This window comes from Roseovarius litorisediminis, from assembly GCF_900172295.1.
Lineage (GTDB): Bacteria > Pseudomonadota > Alphaproteobacteria > Rhodobacterales > Rhodobacteraceae > Roseovarius > Roseovarius litorisediminis.
In genome coordinates, this window is record NZ_FWFL01000001.1 from 531,756 (window position 1) to 551,172 (window position 19,417).

A 19,417-nucleotide genomic window follows, 5' to 3' on the forward strand; every position below is an offset into this window, starting at 1 on the left:
TCCACCCGCGTACGAAATCCACGTACGTTTCGTACCCATCGTACGTTTTAGCCGCGCAGTTCAAGCGCATCGCGCAGCACGCCGCGCACCGTGTCTGGGTCGACGTCCGAAGTGACAAATGCCTTGCCGATGCCCTTTGCAAGAACAAAATGTAGCTTGCCTGCCATCATTTTTTTATCCTGTGACATCAGGTTCAGCAGTGCATCCGCATCTGGCAATTCTCCTTGGATATCAGATAGATCAACCTTCATCTTCATGTCTTTCAAATGTTGGCGAACCCGGCTTGGATCTTCCTGCGAACACAAACCCATGCGCGCTGAAAGTTCAAACGCCAGTGCACAACCTATCGCCACACCCTCGCCATGCAAAAGCCGGTCGGAATACCCCGTGGCCGCCTCCAAAGCATGGCAGAATGTATGACCTAAATTCAAGAGCGCCCGATCTCCCTGCTCGGTTTCATCGCGCACAACAATGTCGGCTTTCATTTCGACCGAACGCTTCACGATCCTGATCCGTGCCGCCATATCTCCCGCAGCAGCACGTGAAGCATTTCCTTCAAGCCATTGAAAGAATTCACTGTCTCCCAGAAGGCCGTATTTTACGACTTCGCCGTAACCAGCCAGATAGTCTCGTTCGGTCAGCGTGTCCAACACCTCGGTATCGGCCAGCACAAGGCTGGGCTGATGAAACGCGCCGATCAGGTTTTTGCCCTGAGGCGCATTGATACCCGTCTTGCCCCCAACCGAGCTGTCCACCTGCGCAAGCAGGCTTGTCGGTACCTGTACAAACCTGACGCCCCGTCGCAACACAGCCGCGGCAAAACCCGCAAGGTCGCCAATAACACCACCACCAAAGGCCACGACGACATCATTGCGCTCGATCTTTTCGTCCAGCAACCATTCAACTGTACGCTCGAGATGCGGCCATGATTTTGTTGATTCTCCCGCTGGGAGCGTCAGAGAAGAGGACGAAATACCTTGTAGTTCCAATCCTTTGACAAGCGTACTTAAATGCAGTTTCGCGACAGTTTCATCGGTGATGATCGCCACACGGGGGCGCTTAAGGAACGGTGCAAAAAACGATCCGGACCGCGTCAGCAACCCCGGTCCGATGTGAATGTCATACGCCCGATCACCCAAACCAACATGGACCGTTTCCATCATCTACATTGCTCCAACACATCTTTGCGGCCAGCCAGCGCGTCCCGCACATGCCCGGCCATCGTTTCAATGGAATACTCTGGTTTCGCCTCAACCTTCAGATCCGCCTTGGCGTAAATCGGAACGCGGTCTTCATAAAGCACCCGCAGGGTTTCAAATGGATTGGAAGTACGCAGTAAAGGTCTGGTATTTTTATGCTTTACCCGACTCCACAAAAGTTTCAAATCGGCATTCAACCAGACCGACACTCCCTTTTTCGAAATCAGTTGACGGTTACGCTCAGACAGAAATGCTCCGCCACCTGTCGACAGGACTCCGCAACATGTATCCAGCAGACGGTCAATGACTTCGGTTTCACGGTCGCGAAAGAAAGCTTCGCCATCCCTTTGAAATATCTCAGCTATCGTCATGTTCGCCGCTTTTTCGATCTCAGTATCAGAATCCACAAACGGCACAGCCAACTGGGCTGCAAGCGCTTTGCCCACGGCAGTTTTGCCTGCCCCCATCATCCCAACCAGAACGACGGTTTTTTTCAGCTTCCAGGTTCCTGTCGCAGCCACGTCTCGGCGCTCCCCTGCCAATTGTTCGCGTTTTTCACTGAATGACGTGATCTTGCCCGAAAGGCCAGTTATAAAGTGGGTAAAAGCAAAATGGAAACGGGCAGAACTTACAATGACAAGACTGATTAAATGGCTGTTTTACCTGGCCATTCTGGCATTTATCGCGCTTGTCATATATGCTTATATTGGGCCGTTTTTCGGCGCGGACTTCTCGCCACCCTCTGAAGAGATTCGCCAGGAAATCATTCTTGAAACCGGTTAGTATATCCGTTTTCGCCATTTTACTGGCGACGACCCTGGCGGCCCAGACCCCTCTGACGGCCATTGACTGGCTCGGCCAACCGGTTCCAGTTCCGATTGCAGAACCACTTGCCCCGCAATTAAACGAGCCACCGGTCACAAACGGTGTAGTGATACCGCAGGTGGACGTATTGCCGTTGGGCGCCGCATCGCCGGATGCCGTCGGGTTGTTGCCCACGTCCACGACCGGGCTCCCCAAAGATCTTTGGTATCCCAGCAGGACCGATGACCTGACCCGGCTACTTGCCGATCACTCGAACGAACCAATCCCAGCGGTTCAGGCTCTGTATTACACGCTTTTAATGGCCGAAGCTGACGCCCCATCTGATGCGCCAGCGGATGGAAAGTTCCTAAAGGTCCGCACGAAAATATTGATGGATTTCGGCGCAGTAGAACCCGCTCTGGCGTTGATCGAGCGTGCAGGGCCATCTACGGAACATCTTTTCGACCAATGGCTTGACCTGGCCCTTTTGAATGGAAGCGAAGACGCTCCTTGCCAGAACCTTCGTGCTGATCCCTCTCTCAGCCAAAGCTATGCCGCCCGGATTTACTGCACGGCCCGCGCAGGCGACTGGCAAACTGCTGCACTGACTTACGAAACTGCCGCCGCCCTTGGCGCCCTGACGCCGATCGAGGTAACCCTGCTGGCGCAGTTTCTTGATCCCGAAACGATTTCAGATACACCTGCAACTGTGCCAAGCCCGTCCTTGACACCACTTCTTTTCCGTTTGTTCGAAGCCATCGGAAGCCCCCTGCCGACCCGTGGTTTGCCGCGCGCCTATGCCATCGCGGATCTGCGTAAAACAACGGGGTGGAAGTCGGAAATTGAAGCGGCCGAGCGTCTGACCCACACAGGCGCCCTACCCGCGACGCGCCTTTTGGGACTTTATACCGAGCGCACCCCTGCCGCTTCCGGAGGGGTGTGGGACCGGGTTGCCAGCATTCAGGCGCTGGACGATGCCCTGTCTGAAAGCTCTGGGGAAGCTGTTTCTGAAACTTTATCCGATGCGTTTGAAGCTTTCCGATCCCAGGGACTTGAAGTGGCGTTCGCGCAACTATTCAGTCAACGTTTGCAAGACGCAGATTTATCAACGAACGCACAGCATCAACTGTTTGAAATTGCTCTTCTTTCGCCGGATTACGAAGCTGCAATGACAACCCTGACCGCCAAGACACCACGCCAGAAATTTCTTGCAGATATCGCTCGCGGCACGCCAACTGCCGACGCTGCGCACTCTGGGTTAGAGCAGGCAATTGCCACAGCATTTTCATCAACCAAGGCCTCACCTAAGCACCAGGCGCTGCTGGATCAGGGAAAGTTGGGACAGGCAATCTTGGCTGCTGCCAACCAACTGGACCGGGCGGGCAGTTCGGACACTGGCGCCATTTCAGGTGCCTTGGCGACGTTTCGCGCCGTTGGCCTTGAAGACACGGCGCGCAGGGCCGCACTTCAATTATTGATTCTGAAAGAAACTCGATGACCCTGCGCAAGAACTGGATACCCATGTTTCTTGAAGCACAAGCAGCCGAACTTGGTGCCTCGGCGAACACATTGTCCGCATATGAACGCGATTTGACAGATTATCAGAGTTGGCTGACAAATCATTCCTTTACCATATCAGAAGCAACCCAGCAGGATGTCGAGGCCTACCTTGTCTTTTGCGATAGCCAAGGGCTTGCAAAATCGACACGTGCAAGGCGCCTCTCGGCAATCCGGCAACTCTATCGCTTTGCCTTTGAAGAGCGGTTGCGAGAGGACAACCCAGCCATTCGTATCAAGGGCCCCGGTCGCGACCAGCGATTGCCCAAAACACTCAGCCAGGACGAGGTGGATCGGCTGCTCGAGGCGGCACGCACGCACGGTCGAGACACTGCCGATCGAAGCCGCAACACCTGTCTTATGGAACTGCTTTATGCAACTGGCATGCGGGTTACTGAACTGGTCTCGTTGCCCGTGGCGGCAACACGTGGCGATCCCAGGATGCTTTTGATCCGTGGTAAGGGTGGCAAGGAACGCATGGTTCCGCTATCTCCTCCGGCGCGTGAGGCCCTTGCGGATTGGTTGGAGTTTCGTGACAGAAACGCTGATCTGGACCGACAGAAACGCCGCCCCCCATCGACGTATCTGTTTGCATCGAATGGCAAATTGGGCCACCTGACCCGCCACCGGTTTTATTCACTGATCAAGGAACTGGCCGTTGTGGCCGGCATTTCCCCTTCCAAGGTTACGCCCCACACTCTTCGGCACGCCTTTGCCACCCATTTGCTGGCGAATGGGGCTGATTTGCGCGCGATCCAGACGTTGCTGGGCCACGCAGACCTGGCAACAACCGAGATTTATACTCATGTTTTGGAGGAACGCCTGAAGGAACTGGTTCTGAAACATCACCCGTTGGCCAAAGCCGAACGCCTAAGTTCGGGTGGTAAAACATCTTCGGACGGCCAGTAGCCCGAAACTAAGGCAGCGTCATAGCCTTGGATAAGTCCGGCGGCCTTCATTGCAGTCTGAGCACCAACGTGATCATATTCGAGGCCAAAGATTTCGGCCCGTCCGTCGGACAAAACGGCATAACGGGTTTCGGACCGGCCATCGTTCGGTGGCATACCAATCGCGCCGGCGTTTAGCCACGTCACCCCCTGCACCTTTCGCTGAAAAGGCAAACCGCAATGGCCGGAAATGACGATATCCACATGACCGGTCACAGCATGAATTTCACCGATTTCCTCAAGAAATACAGTATCTTCGCTTACTCCCCAGATAAAGCGACTGATATCTCTCAGGCCACCATGGATAACTGCACAACGAAGGCCCTGATGCGAAAAGGTTAAAATGTCAGGCAGGCTCGCCATCCAGTCACGGTCAGCAGCCTGAACGGCCTGATCCACATGACCATACCATCCCGCCGACAGCCGGTCGCAGACAGTGCCTTCGTCAAACCCGCATCCGCAATCCTGCTGAAAACTTGCCAGCTGTTTTTCGCAGTTTCCGGCAACAATGGCACAGCCCCAGCTTTGAATCTCCGACAGGGTTTCAACAGGCTGGCCACAATAGGCCAAGATGTCACCGGTGCAGATCACATGGGACGCCGGAATTTGCCTGTCGTGCGCCGCCGCCTTCGCCGCCTGTGTGGCCTGAAGGTTAGAATACGGCCCTCCGAATAAAAAGACGGGCGCATCCAACTCTCCCAAATCCTGCAGTTTCATCGCTAAAGATCCCTTGATTGCGATGCCTAGGCACCCCATAACCCTAGTGGATAAAAGGACAAAGATCTGAATGGAAGTTACATCTTTCACCCTTGATACGGCTTTTTGGCTGACCAGTGGCGCCATTATTGCCCTGCTGATTTTATCGGCTTTTTTCTCGGGGAGTGAAACAGCGCTAACCGCCGCATCACGTGGCAAGCTGCGCGCTCAGGCGGAAAAAGGGTCGGCCGGCGCAAAACGTGCGCTGGATATAACTGAGGACAATGAACGCCTGATCGGTTCCGTCCTGCTGGGCAACAACCTGGTGAATATCCTGGCGGCATCGCTGGCCACCGCGTTGTTCACGCGAATTTTTGGTGAAAGCGGTGTCGCCCTGGCGACGTTGGTAATGACCTTGCTGGTTCTGATCTTTGCCGAAGTGCTTCCAAAAACCTACGCCATCACCAATGCAGAAGTGGCTGCCGCACGAACCGCGCCCGTCATTGTGCTGGTAATAAAGGTTTTTTCTCCAATCGTTTCGACCGTTCGATGGTTTGTGCGCGGGATTCTAAGCCTGTTTGGCGTCAAGACGGACCCCGACAGCCATATCCTTGCCGTCCGCGAGGAAATTGCGGGCGCTCTTTACCTGGGTCAATCAGAAGGCGTGGTTCAGAAGGAAGACCGGGATCGTATCCTGGGCGCACTGGACCTGGGGGAACGGGCGGTTGAAGAGATCATGCTTCACCGCAGTCAGATCGAAATGATTGATGTCGATACTGATCCTGAAATTCTTCTGGATCAATGCCTGAACAGCAACCATACCCGCCTGCCCGTGTTTCGCAATGAACCAGACAACATCATTGGCGTGGTCCACGCCAAGGATCTGTTGCGCGCGATGCACAAACTGGTTCTGAGGCCCGGCTCATCCCTTAAAACGCTGAAGTCTTTCGATATCAGCAAAGTGATGATGAAGCCGTACTTTGTCCCCGAAACCACCACGCTGGATGAACAGATGCGTCAGTTCCTTCGGATCCGCAGCCATTTTGCGCTCGTGGTCGATGAATATGGGGCGATTCAAGGGTTGATCACGCTTGAGGATATTCTGGAAGAAATTGTTGGAGAGATTACTGATGAATTCGACCCGGAAGAATCAGAACTTGAAATTAGGGAGATTGAGGACAATCAATTTCTTGTAGACGGCGCCACTACCATTCGCGATCTGAACCGCATCACCGACTGGGCACTACCCGACGATCAGGCAAACACAATTGCCGGTCTGGTGATCCACGAGGCGCAAATGATCCCGAAAGTAGGTCAGGTGTTTAGTTTTCACGGGTTCAGGTTTGAAGTGATGTCACGCAAGGACAACCGGATTACCAAGCTGAAAATCGGCAAGCTGTTGGACTGAATTCCGTAAAGACCCTGCGGTCTTTGGTGCGATCCTTACAAAGCCCCAATCTAAAACATGATGACGCGATCACGCAGAGCAACAGCGCAGTGTTGGCGGTTGCTCAGCGGCGTAGCTTTGACGTCGATCTGGGTATCTGGCTTGGGTTTCAAAACAGTGGTGCCAATCCCAATGAATGTTTCGACACGTTACCATGCATCTCAAATGAAAATGCCCCGGTTTTGGACCGGGGCATTTAATCACGCGCGGAGCTTTTCGCCTTTGGGATCAAATGGCGGCTCGTGAAGAATACGGGCCTTGTGGGGTTGGCCCAGCACCATCACTTCAACCTCATCACCTGGCGCAGCTGTTCCGGTTCGGACATAGCCAAGCGCCAATGACATGCCGACCGTGTAACCGTAGGTGCCCGATGTAACGCGGCCAATGCCTTTGCCGTTTTTAAAAATCGGCTCGCCACCTGTCGCGTCGGCGTTTGAGGCATTCACAGCATCCTCGTCGATGTGGATCAGCACAAGGTTTTCGCGGGTGGGTTTGGACATTGCTTCCTGAGCAGCTGCTTTGTTAAGAAACTCTTTGTCCATCTTGCACAGCATGTCGAAGCCAACTTCGTGCGGAAAATATTCAGGGCTATATTCGCGGGACCAAGAGCCGTACCCTTTTTCGACCCGCATCGACATCAGCGCCCGCCCGCCAACCGGACCTGCTCCGAAATCCTTCCCGGCCTCGATCAGAGCTTCGTAGAGACGAAGCTGATCCTCGGTTGCGCAGTGCAACTCCCACCCAAGATCGCCGGTGAACGAAACCCGCAACGCCAGACATTTGACGCCAGCCAGTTCGATCTGTTGCGACCGCATGAAGGGGAAATCTTCGGTGGCCAGCGATGCGTTGGTCAGGCGCTGCAGCAACTCGCGCGATTTGGGCCCGGCCACGTTAAAGCCGCACATCGCCTCGGTATGGGATTCAAACGTCGTACCCTCGGGCAGCGGCACCGCATCAAAAAAGCGTTTGTGATAGCGCTCGGCCATGCCTGAACTGACGATCCAGAATTCATCCTCGGCCACACGGGTGACAGTGGCATCGCCTGCGATGCCGCCACGTACGCCAATCAGCGGTGTCAGACAGGACCGCCCGATGCCTTTGGGCATGCGATTGGCAAAGACCGAATTCAACCAATCCGAGGCCCCTGGCCCCTTGCAGCGGTATTTGGCAAAGTTCGAGATGTCGATGATGCCCGCGCGTTCACGTAGCATCTTGCATTCCTCGCCCACAGGCCCCCACCAGTTCTGCCTGGTAAAGCCGTTTGTATCCTTGGCACCGGCCTCACCGGCGAACCATTGCGGGTGCTCCCAGCCGTAGTTGAGCCCAAACACCGCGCCCATTTCCTTCTGCATCTCGTAGACAGGACGCGTGCGCAGCGGGCGGCCTGCGGCGCGCTCTTCGTTCGGATAGTGGATGGCAAAACGGTGGGCATACTGGTCCTGCACCTTGGCCTTGACAAAATCCTTGTTATTAGCCCAAAGGCCAAAGCGGGCGATGTCCCACGGGAACATGTCGTATTCCATTTCGCCTGTGGTCAGCCATTGCGCAACCATCAGGCCCATGCCTGCGGATTGGCTGAATCCGGGGATAATGCCGCCGCAGACAAAGTAGTTTTTCAGTTCAGGCACGGGGCCAAGGATGACATTGCTGTCAGGCGACCAGATCATCGGGCCGTTGATCACACGCTTGACGCCCGCCTCTGCGGCCACAGGTACCCGGTCCATTGCGCGCATGACATTTTCCATGATCCGGTCGAGATCGTCGGCAAAAAGGTCATGGGCAAAATCAAGAGGTGTTCCGTTTTCCGCCCAGAATTTCATGTCCTGTTCATAGGCGCCGATCAGCAGGCCCTTGCCTTCCTGACGCAGGTAATATTCGCCGTCGCGGTCAGCCACAGACGGCAGGCGACGGTCCATCGCGTCAATCTCGGCGATGGTCTCGGTCACGAAATACTGATGCTCGGTGGGTTGCAGGGGCAATTCTATGCCTGCAAGTGCGGCCACCTCACGCCCCCATAGACCGGCGGCATTGATCACCCATTCGGTTTCGATATTGCCCTTGGGGGTTTCGACCGTCCAGGTGCCATCGGGCTTCTGTTTGGTCCCGGTCACCGGTGTAAAGCGGTGAATCTCGGCGCCGCGCTGACGTGCACCGACAGCATAGGCATTGGTCACGCCCGAGGGATCGACATTACCGCCATCGGGTTCCCACATGATGCAGCGGATACCGTCGAAATTGACCAGCGGGTGCAATTCCTCGGCGCGGTCGCGGGTAATCTCGGAGAAGTTCATATTATAGAGTTTGGCCTTGGCGGCCTGCAGCTTCAGTTGATGTTCGCGCGCTTCGGTCTGCGCCAGATAGAGCGAACCTGGCTGGAAAACGCCGCAGGACTGGCCGGTTTCCTCTTCAAGAGAATTGTAGAGGTTCATCGTATAGTGCTGCAGACGGCTGATGTTGGCGCTGTCATGCAGGCCATGGATGTTGGCTGCTGCGTGCCAGGTTGAGCCTGACGTCAGTTCGTTACGCTCCAGCAGGACAACATCGGTCCAGCCCAGTTTGGTTAGGTGATAGAGGATCGAGCATCCGATAACGCCGCCGCCGATTACGACTGCCTGTGCATGGGTCTTCATGGGATCTTCCCTTGGCTGAATGTTGGCCCACCCTTATGCCAAATCTGACAGAGGTATTGCCGGTTCCCGACATGTTCCGTCGCGCCAGTACAAATGTCATCTTCTTTTCCGACAGGATATTTAGCTTTGCGGCAGGGTGGTGATTTTAGTGGGTATCGGTTTCCAATGGGCAGATTGGCGGGGATCACCCGTCGCAGGCAAAGCCGCTGCTCTTGCGGCAGGTTTTGTTGCGGCTGATGCAGCTGTCACCGCAAGCCTTGCCCTTGCGGCAAGTCTTGCAACAGGCCGCGTTGATGATGTGCGGCTCGCTTAGGTGTTGCAAACGCTGTGTGGGCGTTGGGTTTAATGCCATCTGCCCCGGATCGGCCATGGAATATGAAGCGGAAAAATGCAGGCAGGCAATTGTCATAAAGATTCGAACAAATGGATGGATCATGGCAAAAGCGGCCTTATAAAATCCTGTCCTGGCCGCTTGTTAATCTTTTGTTAACCCTTGGGGTGAAATCAGCTAGACCAAGGGAAACGACTGTATTTGTCGCATTTCGACATGCGTTTTTGCCCAAGGCGTTCACGGTAAGGGCGTCAATCAAAGGAGGGGTTTGCATGAAAACCACAACGCGTGTGGCAGTGATCGGCGGCGGTGTCGTTGGCTGTTCGGTGCTGTATCACCTGACCAAACTGGGCTGGTCTGACGTGATGCTGATCGAGCGCTCTGAGTTGACCAGCGGCTCGACCTGGCACGCTGCGGGCGGGTTTCATACGCTCAATGGCGACACCAACATGGCGGCGCTGCAGGGCTATACGATCAAGCTCTATAAGGAACTGGAAGAGATCACCGGCATGTCCTGCGGGTTGCACCATGTCGGTGGTGTGACTCTGGCCGACAACCAGGACCGTTTCGATATGCTGTTGGCTGAACGGGCCAAGCACCGCTACATGGGGCTGGATACCCATATCGTGACACCAGACGAGATCAAAAAGATCGCACCGATCACCAACACCGACGGTATTCTGGGCGCGCTCTATGATCCGCTTGATGGCCACCTGGACCCGTCAGGCACCACCCATGCCTATGCCAAGGCCGCACGTATGGGCGGGGCCTCGATTGAAACACACTGCAAGGTTATTGAAACCAACCAGCGCCCGGACGGCACCTGGGATGTGGTGACAGACAAAGGCACCATCCACGCAGAGCATGTCGTGAATGCCGGTGGCCTGTGGGCCCGCGAAGTGGGCGCCATGGCGGGTATCTATGTGCCCCTGCACCCGATGGAGCATCAATATATAGTCACCGATGATATTGCCGAAATCTACGAACGCGACGAGGAGCATCCGCATGTGATGGATCCGGCGGGTGAATCCTATCTGCGGCAAGAGGGGCGCGGCCTGTGCATCGGTTTTTACGAACAACCCTGCAAGCCCTGGGCTGTCGACGGCACGCCCTGGGATTTTGGTCATGAGCTGCTACCTGACAATCTGGACAAGATCGAAGACAGCATCGAGTTTGCCTATCGCCGCTTTCCTGTACTGGAGGCGGCCGGAGTCAAATCTGTGATCCACGGGCCGTTCACTTTTGCCTCGGATGGTAACCCACTGGTCGGGCCGGTGCCGGGCCTGCGCAACTATTGGAGCGCGTGCGGTGTCATGGCCGGGTTCAGCCAGGGTGGTGGTGTCGGTCTGATGCTGGCACAGTGGATGATTGAGGGCGAATGTGAGCGTGATGTGACCGCGATGGACGTGGCCCGCTTTGGCGACTGGATCACGCCAGGCTACACCCGCCCCAAGGTGATTGAGAACTACCAGAAACGGTTCAGCGTCGCCTACCCCAATGAAGAACTGCCCGCCGCGCGCCCCTTCCGCCAGACACCAATGTATGATGTCTTTGACAAGATGGGGGCAGTCTGGGGTCAGCAATACGGGCTGGAAGTGGTGAACTACTTTGCGGAAGAGGATGAACCGCGATACGAAACGCCGTCTTTCCGCCGCTCGAATGCATGGGAGGCCACCGCACGTGAGGTCCGCGCCGTGCGCGAAAGCGTGGGCATCAACGAAGTCCATAACTTTGGCAAATACCTTGTCACCGGCCCCAATGCCCGGGGCTGGCTTGACCGGATCATGGCTGGGCGCATCCCCAGGCCGGGTCGCGTATCCCTGACCCCAATGCTAAGCCCCAAGGGGCGCCTGATAGGTGATTTCACTGTCAGTTGTCTGGGCGCCGAGGCGTTTCAGCTGACGGCCTCGTATGGTGCGCAGGCCTATCACATGCGCTGGTTCCAGATGAACGAGGCCGAGGATGTAGCGGTCGAGAACATCAGTGACCGGTTGAACGGATTTCAGATTGCTGGTCCATGGGCGCGTGAAGTGCTGGTGGCCTGTACACGTGACAAAGTGGGCGACATGAAGTTCATGGATCTGCGCCACGCCACGATCGGCATGGTCGACTGCCTGATCCAGCGCGTCAGCTACACCGGCGACCTGGGTTACGAAATCTATTGCGATCCAATGTCACAGCGCGCCCTCTGGGATGTGTTGATGCGCGAGGGACATGCCTACGACATTCAGCCCTTCGGCATGCGCGCAATGATGTCCCTGCGTCTGGACCGGTTTTTTGGCTCTTGGCTGAGTGAATTTTCGCCCGACTACACCCCAGGTGAAACCAGAATGGACCGGTTTATCCGCTTTGACAAGACAACAGATTTCATCGGCCGTGCCGCCGCTTCAGCCGAACGTGAAAGCGGCTCGGAACGCAAGCTGGTGGCGTTCGAAGTGGACGCCCTTGATGCCGACGCACATGGCTACGAGCCGATCTGGATCGACGGTAAGGTGCAGGGGTTCTGCACCTCGGGCGGGTATTCGCACCATGCAAAGAAATCCATCGCCCTTGGCCTGATTCCACGAGACCTGGCCGAGGCTGCCGAATACAGCACTCTGACCGCCAAGATCGAAATTCTTGGGCAGATGCGCCCGGCTACACTGATCAGTGATCCCCTGCTCGATCCTGAAGGTGACCACATGCGCAGCTAGCGATCGGATGCTTGTCAACCGCCTTCGCGCATACAGGTTGGCCTCTTGCTCTATAGTGCTGCAATGAAAGGATAAAAATGACTGAAATAGCCATTCTGATCCCTGCAGCAGGTGCGTCTTTGCGGATGGAGGGGCGCGATAAATTATTGGAACAGGTCGATGGCCAACCCCTGTTGCTAAGGCAAGTAAGGATGGCATTGGGTACCGGCGCACCGGTATTGGTTGCCCTGCCCCCCAATCGTCCGGATCGGTTAGCAGCCCTCAGGACGGCAGTTGATGACCGGCTTGATATCGTTACCGTTCAAAAGGCATCCGAAGGCATGGCCGCGTCAATTCGGGCAGGTGCAGAGTGGGCCAAATCACTGACGGTCAGGGGCCTGATGATCCTTCCGGCTGATATGCCAAACCTGCAAACGTCCGATCTGAAAGCGATGATGCACGCCTTTGCAAATGATCACATCCTTCGTGCCACCGATGCTGCGGACACCCCTGGCCACCCGGTGATTTTTCCCAAACGCTTATTTTTCAAGTTGACACAATTGCAGGGCGACACCGGCGCCCGCGACCTTCTGCAAGGCGAAAGAGTCGTCGCTTTTGCTCTTCCGGATGACCGAGCTACACTCGATCTGGACACCCCGGAAGCGTGGGCAGACTGGCGCCAGAAAAGCAAGCGTTGATGCGCGGACTGCGGTTTGTTTCACCGGGATAAAACGAAAACAATCCCGGCAATTACGCCGGGATTGTTTCTTGAAATCGGATCAACCCCCCCACCCGATTTCGGGGGACCGGTGCGCAATGTGCACCAGTCTGCTGCATAACATCATTTCACCAACATTTTCGCTCTATTCTGGTCAAAGGACTGGCGCGTTTCTTGGTAGGCTTTGACTCCATTGGTTTCATGCAAGGACGGGAAAAGCGCAAAAATCTCTTTGCGCTGCTCCGCTCCCATACCATCCACAACCTTTTCAGCGGGCTGGAAACATTCGGTCCAGGTGCCGTTTGACAGGATAACCTCGTGCTGTTCGAACATGAAAAGGATGTAACTTGCCTGGCGCGCTTCAATGACGTCGACGCCTTGGATGCCAACCAGATGTTTGGCTGCAGCCAGAACTTCGGTTTCAACGTCCAGCGCCCCAGCTTTTTCGTTGTGAATTAAAAAGCGATGCTGCGGGCTGACCAGCATATTGCTCTCGGGCAACCCATTTCCAAGCGCGCCGGCCCGGATCAGAACAGGCTTTAGATGTGGCTGCGCCGACAGGTCCTGGGCTGTCAGATCACGGCGGCCGACCCAACAGATTTTCTGCAGCCCATTGTCCCGGGTTATAATCCGATCACCAATTTTCAATTCCTCAAGAGGGCACTCTCCGCGTGGCGTTGCAATGAACGCACTGGCAACGACATCCTCTGATGGATTACGTGTGGTGAGCCCAATCATGAAGCCCCCAGCGTGACCGAAGTGAAAGAAAGCCTGCGATCTAATTTCCAGCCAACCATTGCCAAATCCTCTTTACTCCAACACAACGACATCAGATCCAGGACGAACGCCACAAATACGACGCGAATTCATTCAAATATCCCGCCTGGAAATCTGCAGGTACACGAGCGATCTTTATCCAACCAATGGCAACACATTGAACATTGGCCATGCACACTATACGCGCCGAAGCCTCCGCCTTGTGAATGTCATCCGCGTTACACCAACCTGATTTCAAACGCATCCAGTTGATGTAACGCGGTCGATTTTCTTACAAATCGCACCCCCAGAAGGGCGACTACTTTCATATCGAATGACAAATCCTGCTCCAAGGAAAATTTTTCGCCGTTCAACCTTGTGTTGTCGCACATTCACGATAACTCGCTCTGTCACCAAACGTTAATTTACATTCATAGCGCGAACTTTTTCATTTTTCGCCTATACGACGACATGGTTATTCTTTTCTATTTAGACATTTTCGCAAAATGATTAGCGGGGAACAACAACCTTAGGAGGTATTTTGGTTTTGACTTCTGACATGCCATTTCCTCACAAAATCTCGTGGGAAAAAAGTTTATCGTCGAACCGCTAAAACCTTAAATTGTGTTCAATTAAATGTATTTTGGTTGATCGTGGCGAATCCGGAAACGTATGATTCTAGGTCGCCTTAAATTTCCGGCTAATCTTCCTGAGCTCCATAATGTAATACCCCTGCAGGGATTAGCTGCCTGTGACAAATTGATTTTAAGGTGTTTCGTATCTGCTTCTGTGTGGTTTGGAGCCATGCAAATACGGGGCAGTAATATGGCGCACCTGAGAGGATTCGAACCTCTGGCCTCTGCCTTCGGAGGGCAGCGCTCTATCCAGCTGAGCTACAGGTGCCTGTGGCGGGCGGTATAGCGGCGTGGGACAGGCCACGCAATCGGGAATTTCAAAATATGTAACGTCCAAACGGCTCAGATTCTAAAACGCAAGCAGGGCCCGGACTAGTCCGGACCCTGCTTTCAATTCTTGATTATATGTCTGAATCAGACGGGATTGCCGTATTTGTCATACACGGGCTCAGGCTCCACTACCATCGGTGCGGGCTCTTCTTGCTGAGCGCAGGCGGACAGGACCATACCGGACATCAGGATGGCAATAAGAGAAAGTATCTTCATGGTTTTACTCCAGTTGATTGCAGACAGAATCACCATAACAACAAAAATAACGTTATGTCGATTGGCAGGTTATACTAAGCGTGTTCCCGCCAAGGCCGAAACTTTATCACAGAATCAGCCAAATAGTTCATGAGCCAGCTCCAGCGCGTCAATCAGCGCGTCTATCTCGGCCTTCGTGTTGTACATTCCAAAAGACGCCCTACAAGTGGCGGTCACACCCAGATGCTCCATCAAGGGCCCGGCACAATGGTGTCCTGCCCGCACCGCAACGCCCTTTTTATCAAGGATTGTACTGATATCATGAGCATGGGCGGCGCCTTGCATGGTAAACGAAAATATCGCCGCCTTATCCGGTGCATTACCCTGCACATTCAGCCAGTTTAACCCGCTCAGGCGGGTTTGGGCATAGCTGCTCAGGTCGTCTTCATGCGCGGCAATCGCCTCCATTCCGATCTCCATCATGTACTCAAGTGCAACACCCAAGCCAATTGTTTGCACGATTCCCGGGGTGCCTGCCTCAAATTTCATTGGCGGATCGTTATAACTGACGCGGTCCTTGCAAACCTCGCGAATCATATCACCGCCGCCCATGAAGGGGCGCATTTCGGCCATCCGTTCCTTGCGGGCAAAGATCGCACCCGAGCCTGAGGGGCCGTAAAGCTTGTGACCGGTGATGGCATAAAAATCGCAGCCGATTTCATCCACGTTCACGGGCATATGCACGGCCCCCTGACTGCCATCCACCAGAACCGGCACGCCACGTTCGCGCGCTGCGTCACAAATGGTTTTGACATCCACCTTGGTGCCCAGAACATTGGACAGATGGGTAATGGCAATCAGTTTTGTTTTGGGCGTGATGGCGTCGATCACCCTTTGGGCATCCAGCACCCCACTGGCATCGGTATCGACCCAGTTCAGGACCACGCCCTGCCGTTCACGCAGAAAGTGCCAGGGCACGATATTTGCGTGATGTTCCATCACCGACAGCAAAATTTCGTCGCCCGCTTTCAGGCGCGGCATGGCCCAGCCATAGGCGACCATATTGATGCCCTCGGTTGTTCCCGAATTGAGAACAATCTGTTCCTCATCGGAAACACCCAAAAAACGGGCAATGATTCCGCGTACAGCTTCGTATTTCTCGGTGGCAATGTTACTCAGAGTATGCAGGCCACGGTGAACATTGGCGTATTCGTGGCTATAGGCATGAGTGATCGCATCAATCACCACCTGCGGTTTCTGGGCCGAGGCACCATTGTCCAGATACACCAGCGGTTTGCCATTCACTTCGCGGCTGAGAATGGGAAAATCCGCACGAATTTTTTCAACATCCAGCATGTCACGAGGCTCCCATAACGGCCAGGCCAATTGTTGTTAGAATGATTGCCATGCCAACGGCTATCGCAAAAACCGCCAGGATAATAACCCCCACTGATTTGAGCTTGCTATCAAACTGATGGGCCGCATCCACAAAATTTACCAGTATGTAGATACCCCAAAAACTACTGATAAGTACCAACAACACCGCCAACATTGGCGCCAGAAGCATAAGCACGGCAACGCCAATCTGTAAAAGCAGCCGTAACACCTGCATCCATGTCAGCAACACCAGAATATCGCCTAGCCTAGCCTTGCCCCCGATCCTCTGCCCAATCCACTGCAGCGTAAACACCGTAATAACAAGGGCCCCAAAAAGAAGCATCGTGAACAAGAACGGAGAATGAAACAGTGGAACAAACGCCACGCCATCCGTACCTGCCACAGGTGGCGAAAGCCGGATCGACACGGAATAGACAATCGCATTCAGCACCGTCATCAGCGCCAATGCCATCCACAGCCAGCGTCGCGACAGGTTAAAGGCTATCAGTTGTCGCGCCGCGTCTTTCGGCGTCAGCAGCGACTGCACCAGCAGAGCCTTGAAATCAGGTGGTGTCATCACACGCTCCATTCCGCTTCACGCAGGGCCGATATCCAGAACCAAAGAAAGATCGCACACCAGATCACACCGACCAGTTGCAGGGCCGGGCCGGGGCCGATGAACCCTGCCACCAGCCCATGCAGCAAGACAAGCGGGCTAGCGGCCAGAAAGGACCAGAACAACGCCAGCCGCGCGCCAAAGCCGGTGCCCTTTCCGCCAATCGCCCGCGCCAGCCAATGACTGACCAGCGCCAGCGCATACATGATCAAAGGTGCGATAAATATCCATGCCAACAGAGTGCCGCCCAAAAGCGGGTTCAATTCCTGCCCTGTCAGATGCGCCTCACGCGCCAGACGCGGCCACTGCGCGATGAACACCACGGCACACCCGGCCAGCAGGATCACCAACGCCCTGTCCTCGCGTGGCCCCATCTGCAACAGTCGGCGCATAACCCGGCGCGGCCCCCGATAGGTGGCTGCTATATCGCGGGTGACAGGCATCAGCCGCGCCTGCGTGTCAGCCAGCCTTCCAGCCGGCCCACGATGTCCGCACGCAGGCCTTCATCTTCGATTTCGTCCACGGCCTCGGCCAGAAAGGCCAGTGTCAGCAGATCGGTTGCGATGCTTTTTGGCACACCGCGGGCACGCAGGTAAAACAGCCCCTCTTCGTCTATCGCCCCCGAGGTACTACCGTGCGAGCAGGCCACATCATCGGCATAAATCTCAAGTTCTGGCTTCGCCAGAAACTGGCTGTCGTCGTCCAGCAAAAGTGATTGGCTGATCTGATAGCCGTCAGTTTTCTGCGCCCCGGCCTTGACCAAAATCTTGCCCTGAAACACACCCGTTGCCCCGTTTCGCAGAACCTTTTTGAAAACCTGGCGGCTTTCACATCGCTCGGCATCATGGGTAATGAACACCGTGTCATCATGGTGGAAATCGCCGTCGCCCATGGCGGCACCTGCCACATGTGCGATAGCATCATCACCCGCCAGTTCGATCACGCATTCATTACGGGTCAGCACACCATTGGCGGTCATGGTAAAGGATTTGAACGCACTTTCGGCCCCAAGCCGAGCAAAAATATGCGTGACCGCCCGGCGTTCATGATCACGGCCCTGCGCACGCACATGGTGAAAGGCGGCGCCATCGCCTACGTCGATTTCCATGACCTTGTTGAAACGCGCAGCAGCCGGACCGTTTTCAAGCAATGTCAGGCTGGCGCCTTTGTCCAGCTTGACAACATGGTGCAAGATCGCATCTGAACTTACTGATTTATGTCTATAAATCAGGTGGATTGGCTTGCTGGCATTACCCGTCACATGGATCAGGACACCATCGGTTGCCAACGCAGTATTCAGCGCGGCCAAAGGGCGATCAACCGGGTTTTGACCCCGTTTTTCCAACGCGCCGTAAATGTCTTTGGCCCAATGGATATCAGCCTGCCCAGCCCCAAAAAGACGTTCAATCGTGACGCCCTCAAGGCTCAGGTCATCGCTGGCGTCTTCGTCAAAGACACCATCAACGAAAACAATCTTCAGACGGTCCACCGCATCGAACAAAGGGGCTTCGTCGTTATCAAAAAGCGCTGCCTCGGGCACATCTTGCTGTGTCAGGCTATCCGGGCGGGTAAATTTCCAATATTCATCGCGCCGGTCCGGCAGGCCCATTGCGCGCAGGCGTTCAAGGGCATCCCCCCGTATCGCATCGGCCCAGGCGGCACCCTTTGGCGGAACAACATTGGCAAGCCTTTCCTGGGTTGCGTCCAGTTTCTTTCGCGCAATCGCCATTATGCCACCTCTGCCAGAATGTCAGCATACCCGTTGTTTTCAACCTCAAGCGCCAGCTCCGGCCCGCCGGTTTTGACGATCCGGCCATCGGCCATAATATGCACTACATCAGGTTTAATATGATCCAGAAGCCTTTGATAATGCGTAATAACCAAAAATCCACGACCTTCGCTGCGCAGCGCGTTCACGCCTTCGGCCACCAGTTTCATCGCGTCCACATCCAACCCTGAATCGGTTTCATCCAAAATGCACATCTTGGGCTCAAGCACCGCCATCTGCAGGATCTCGTTGCGCTTTTTCTCACCACCGGAAAAGCCCACATTTACCGGGCGCTTCAGCATATCGGCATCGATCTTCAGGGTTTTGGCCTTTTCGCGCACCATTTTCAGGAAATCCGTCGCGCTCATTTCTTCTTCGCCGCGCGCCTTGCGTTGCGAATTAACGGCGGTGCGCAGAAACGTCATATTGCCCACACCGGGAATTTCCACAGGATACTGGAATGCCAGAAAAAGCCCTGCCGCGGCCCGCTCTTCAGGTTCCATGTCAAGCAGGTCATGACCTTCCAGCGTCGCCGCCCCATCAGTAACCTTATAACCATCGCGCCCGGACAACACATAGGACAGTGTCGACTTACCCGAGCCATTGGGCCCCATGATCGCATGCACCTTGCCCGCCTCGACACTCAGGTTCACGCCTTTGAGGATCGTTTTGTCCTCTTCTTCAAGATCGACGTGCAGGTTTTTGATTTCCAACATTTATTTCTTCCTCGTGCTTGCAT

Annotated in this window: 17 protein-coding genes and 1 tRNA gene; 6 read left to right on the forward strand and 12 right to left on the reverse strand. The window is 55.0% G+C overall.

The window, feature by feature from the left end; genetic code table 11:
• Nucleotides 1-47 precede the first annotated feature (47 nt).
• Both aroB and PEL8287_RS02540 read right to left on the reverse strand, forming a co-directional pair.
• On the reverse strand, nucleotides 48-1,163 hold the full coding sequence (gene aroB / locus PEL8287_RS02535; RefSeq protein WP_085890766.1) for a 3-dehydroquinate synthase: 1,116 nt from the start codon (nucleotides 1,161-1,163) through the stop codon (nucleotides 48-50).
• Nucleotides 1,160-1,720, reverse strand: a complete 561-nt coding sequence (locus tag PEL8287_RS02540) for a shikimate kinase (protein ID WP_370737911.1) — start codon at nucleotides 1,718-1,720, stop codon at nucleotides 1,160-1,162. Before PEL8287_RS02540 ends, aroB begins: the two co-directional genes overlap by 4 nt.
• Nucleotides 1,721-1,832: 112 nt before the next feature.
• On the opposite strand from PEL8287_RS02540, the gene PEL8287_RS19925 reads away from it, so the two are divergent.
• Genes PEL8287_RS19925 through PEL8287_RS02550 form a run of 3 tightly spaced genes read left to right on the forward strand, consistent with a single transcriptional unit; the run spans nucleotide 1,833 to nucleotide 4,469 of the window.
• Nucleotides 1,833-1,982 carry a hypothetical protein gene (locus PEL8287_RS19925; protein WP_176228533.1) on the forward strand — a complete coding sequence of 50 codons (150 nt, stop codon included), beginning with the start codon at nucleotides 1,833-1,835 and terminating at the stop codon, nucleotides 1,980-1,982.
• Nucleotides 1,969-3,501, forward strand: a complete 1,533-nt coding sequence (locus PEL8287_RS02545; RefSeq protein ID WP_235862129.1) for a hypothetical protein — start codon at nucleotides 1,969-1,971, stop codon at nucleotides 3,499-3,501. Before PEL8287_RS19925 ends, PEL8287_RS02545 begins: the two co-directional genes overlap by 14 nt.
• Nucleotides 3,498-4,469, forward strand: a complete 972-nt coding sequence (locus PEL8287_RS02550) for a site-specific tyrosine recombinase XerD (RefSeq protein WP_085890768.1) — start codon at nucleotides 3,498-3,500, stop codon at nucleotides 4,467-4,469. The genes PEL8287_RS02545 and PEL8287_RS02550 overlap by 4 nt, the downstream gene beginning before the upstream one ends.
• Here PEL8287_RS02550 and PEL8287_RS02555 read toward each other — a convergent pair.
• Nucleotides 4,406-5,224: a metallophosphoesterase family protein gene (locus tag PEL8287_RS02555; RefSeq protein WP_085890769.1), complete on the reverse strand. Its 819-nt coding sequence runs from the start codon at nucleotides 5,222-5,224 to the stop codon at nucleotides 4,406-4,408. The two genes, PEL8287_RS02550 and PEL8287_RS02555, sit on opposite strands and share 64 nt — an antisense overlap.
• A gap of 70 nt (nucleotides 5,225-5,294) precedes the next feature.
• On the opposite strand from PEL8287_RS02555, the gene PEL8287_RS02560 reads away from it, so the two are divergent.
• The gene (locus tag PEL8287_RS02560) at nucleotides 5,295-6,611 is read left to right on the forward strand and encodes an HlyC/CorC family transporter (protein WP_085890770.1); all 1,317 of its coding nucleotides are present in this window, start codon (nucleotides 5,295-5,297) and stop codon (nucleotides 6,609-6,611) included.
• 239 nt (nucleotides 6,612-6,850) lie between these two features.
• On the opposite strand, the gene PEL8287_RS02565 is transcribed toward PEL8287_RS02560, so the two are convergent.
• Entirely contained in the window at nucleotides 6,851-9,280 is a 2,430-nt protein-coding gene (locus tag PEL8287_RS02565) for a GcvT family protein (RefSeq protein ID WP_085890771.1), read from the reverse strand.
• A gap of 603 nt (nucleotides 9,281-9,883) precedes the next feature.
• Between PEL8287_RS02565 and PEL8287_RS02575 the strand changes: the two genes are divergently transcribed.
• Together PEL8287_RS02575 and PEL8287_RS02580 are read left to right on the forward strand one after the other, a co-directional pair.
• Nucleotides 9,884-12,304 carry a GcvT family protein gene (locus tag PEL8287_RS02575; RefSeq protein WP_085890773.1) on the forward strand — a complete coding sequence of 807 codons (2,421 nt, stop codon included), beginning with the start codon at nucleotides 9,884-9,886 and terminating at the stop codon, nucleotides 12,302-12,304.
• Nucleotides 12,305-12,381: 77 nt separating this feature from the next.
• A complete protein-coding gene (locus PEL8287_RS02580; protein ID WP_085890774.1) occupies nucleotides 12,382-12,981 on the forward strand; it encodes a nucleotidyltransferase family protein in 600 nt (199 codons plus the stop codon).
• A gap of 143 nt (nucleotides 12,982-13,124) precedes the next feature.
• Here the strand turns inward: PEL8287_RS02580 and PEL8287_RS02585 are convergent, their stop codons facing one another.
• The 8 genes from PEL8287_RS02585 to sufC form a co-directional block, all read right to left on the reverse strand.
• Nucleotides 13,125-13,739: a Hint domain-containing protein gene (locus PEL8287_RS02585; RefSeq protein ID WP_085890775.1), complete on the reverse strand. Its 615-nt coding sequence runs from the start codon at nucleotides 13,737-13,739 to the stop codon at nucleotides 13,125-13,127.
• Between the two features lie 844 nt (nucleotides 13,740-14,583).
• Nucleotides 14,584-14,660, reverse strand: a tRNA-Arg gene (locus PEL8287_RS02590).
• Between the two features lie 146 nt (nucleotides 14,661-14,806).
• Nucleotides 14,807-14,938: a hypothetical protein gene (locus PEL8287_RS20425; RefSeq protein WP_268877792.1), complete on the reverse strand. Its 132-nt coding sequence runs from the start codon at nucleotides 14,936-14,938 to the stop codon at nucleotides 14,807-14,809.
• A gap of 114 nt (nucleotides 14,939-15,052) precedes the next feature.
• Nucleotides 15,053-16,273, reverse strand: a complete 1,221-nt coding sequence (locus tag PEL8287_RS02595) for a cysteine desulfurase (protein WP_085890776.1) — start codon at nucleotides 16,271-16,273, stop codon at nucleotides 15,053-15,055.
• Between the two features lies 1 nt (nucleotide 16,274).
• Complete coding sequence (locus PEL8287_RS02600; protein WP_235862130.1) at nucleotides 16,275-16,871, reverse strand: Yip1 family protein; 597 nt, start codon at nucleotides 16,869-16,871, stop codon at nucleotides 16,275-16,277.
• Entirely contained in the window at nucleotides 16,871-17,353 is a 483-nt protein-coding gene (locus tag PEL8287_RS02605; protein WP_085890778.1) for a YIP1 family protein, read from the reverse strand. Before PEL8287_RS02605 ends, PEL8287_RS02600 begins: the two co-directional genes overlap by 1 nt.
• Complete coding sequence (gene sufD / locus PEL8287_RS02610) at nucleotides 17,353-18,639, reverse strand: Fe-S cluster assembly protein SufD (RefSeq protein ID WP_085890779.1); 1,287 nt, start codon at nucleotides 18,637-18,639, stop codon at nucleotides 17,353-17,355. Before sufD ends, PEL8287_RS02605 begins: the two co-directional genes overlap by 1 nt.
• Entirely contained in the window at nucleotides 18,639-19,394 is a 756-nt protein-coding gene (sufC, locus tag PEL8287_RS02615; RefSeq protein ID WP_085890780.1) for a Fe-S cluster assembly ATPase SufC, read from the reverse strand. The genes sufD and sufC overlap by 1 nt, the downstream gene beginning before the upstream one ends.
• Nucleotides 19,395-19,417: the final 23 nt, after the last annotated feature.

Coding starts and splice junctions, on each gene's coding strand:
- aroB (WP_085890766.1), bottom strand. CDS start 1,163: ATGATGGAAACGGTCCATGTTGGTTTGGGTGATCGGGCGTATGACATT.
- PEL8287_RS19925 (WP_176228533.1), top strand. CDS start 1,833: ATGACAAGACTGATTAAATGGCTGTTTTACCTGGCCATTCTGGCATTT.
- PEL8287_RS02550 (WP_085890768.1), top strand. CDS start 3,498: ATGACCCTGCGCAAGAACTGGATACCCATGTTTCTTGAAGCACAAGCA.
- PEL8287_RS02555 (WP_085890769.1), bottom strand. CDS start 5,224: ATGAAACTGCAGGATTTGGGAGAGTTGGATGCGCCCGTCTTTTTATTC.
- PEL8287_RS02560 (WP_085890770.1), top strand. CDS start 5,295: ATGGAAGTTACATCTTTCACCCTTGATACGGCTTTTTGGCTGACCAGT.
- PEL8287_RS02565 (WP_085890771.1), bottom strand. CDS start 9,280: ATGAAGACCCATGCACAGGCAGTCGTAATCGGCGGCGGCGTTATCGGA.
- PEL8287_RS02575 (WP_085890773.1), top strand. CDS start 9,884: ATGAAAACCACAACGCGTGTGGCAGTGATCGGCGGCGGTGTCGTTGGC.
- PEL8287_RS02580 (WP_085890774.1), top strand. CDS start 12,382: ATGACTGAAATAGCCATTCTGATCCCTGCAGCAGGTGCGTCTTTGCGG.
- PEL8287_RS02585 (WP_085890775.1), bottom strand. CDS start 13,739: ATGATTGGGCTCACCACACGTAATCCATCAGAGGATGTCGTTGCCAGT.
- PEL8287_RS20425 (WP_268877792.1), bottom strand. CDS start 14,938: ATGAAGATACTTTCTCTTATTGCCATCCTGATGTCCGGTATGGTCCTG.
- PEL8287_RS02595 (WP_085890776.1), bottom strand. CDS start 16,273: ATGCTGGATGTTGAAAAAATTCGTGCGGATTTTCCCATTCTCAGCCGC.
- PEL8287_RS02600 (WP_235862130.1), bottom strand. CDS start 16,871: ATGACACCACCTGATTTCAAGGCTCTGCTGGTGCAGTCGCTGCTGACG.
- PEL8287_RS02605 (WP_085890778.1), bottom strand. CDS start 17,353: ATGCCTGTCACCCGCGATATAGCAGCCACCTATCGGGGGCCGCGCCGG.
- sufD (WP_085890779.1), bottom strand. CDS start 18,639: ATGGCGATTGCGCGAAAGAAACTGGACGCAACCCAGGAAAGGCTTGCC.
- sufC (WP_085890780.1), bottom strand. CDS start 19,394: ATGTTGGAAATCAAAAACCTGCACGTCGATCTTGAAGAAGAGGACAAA.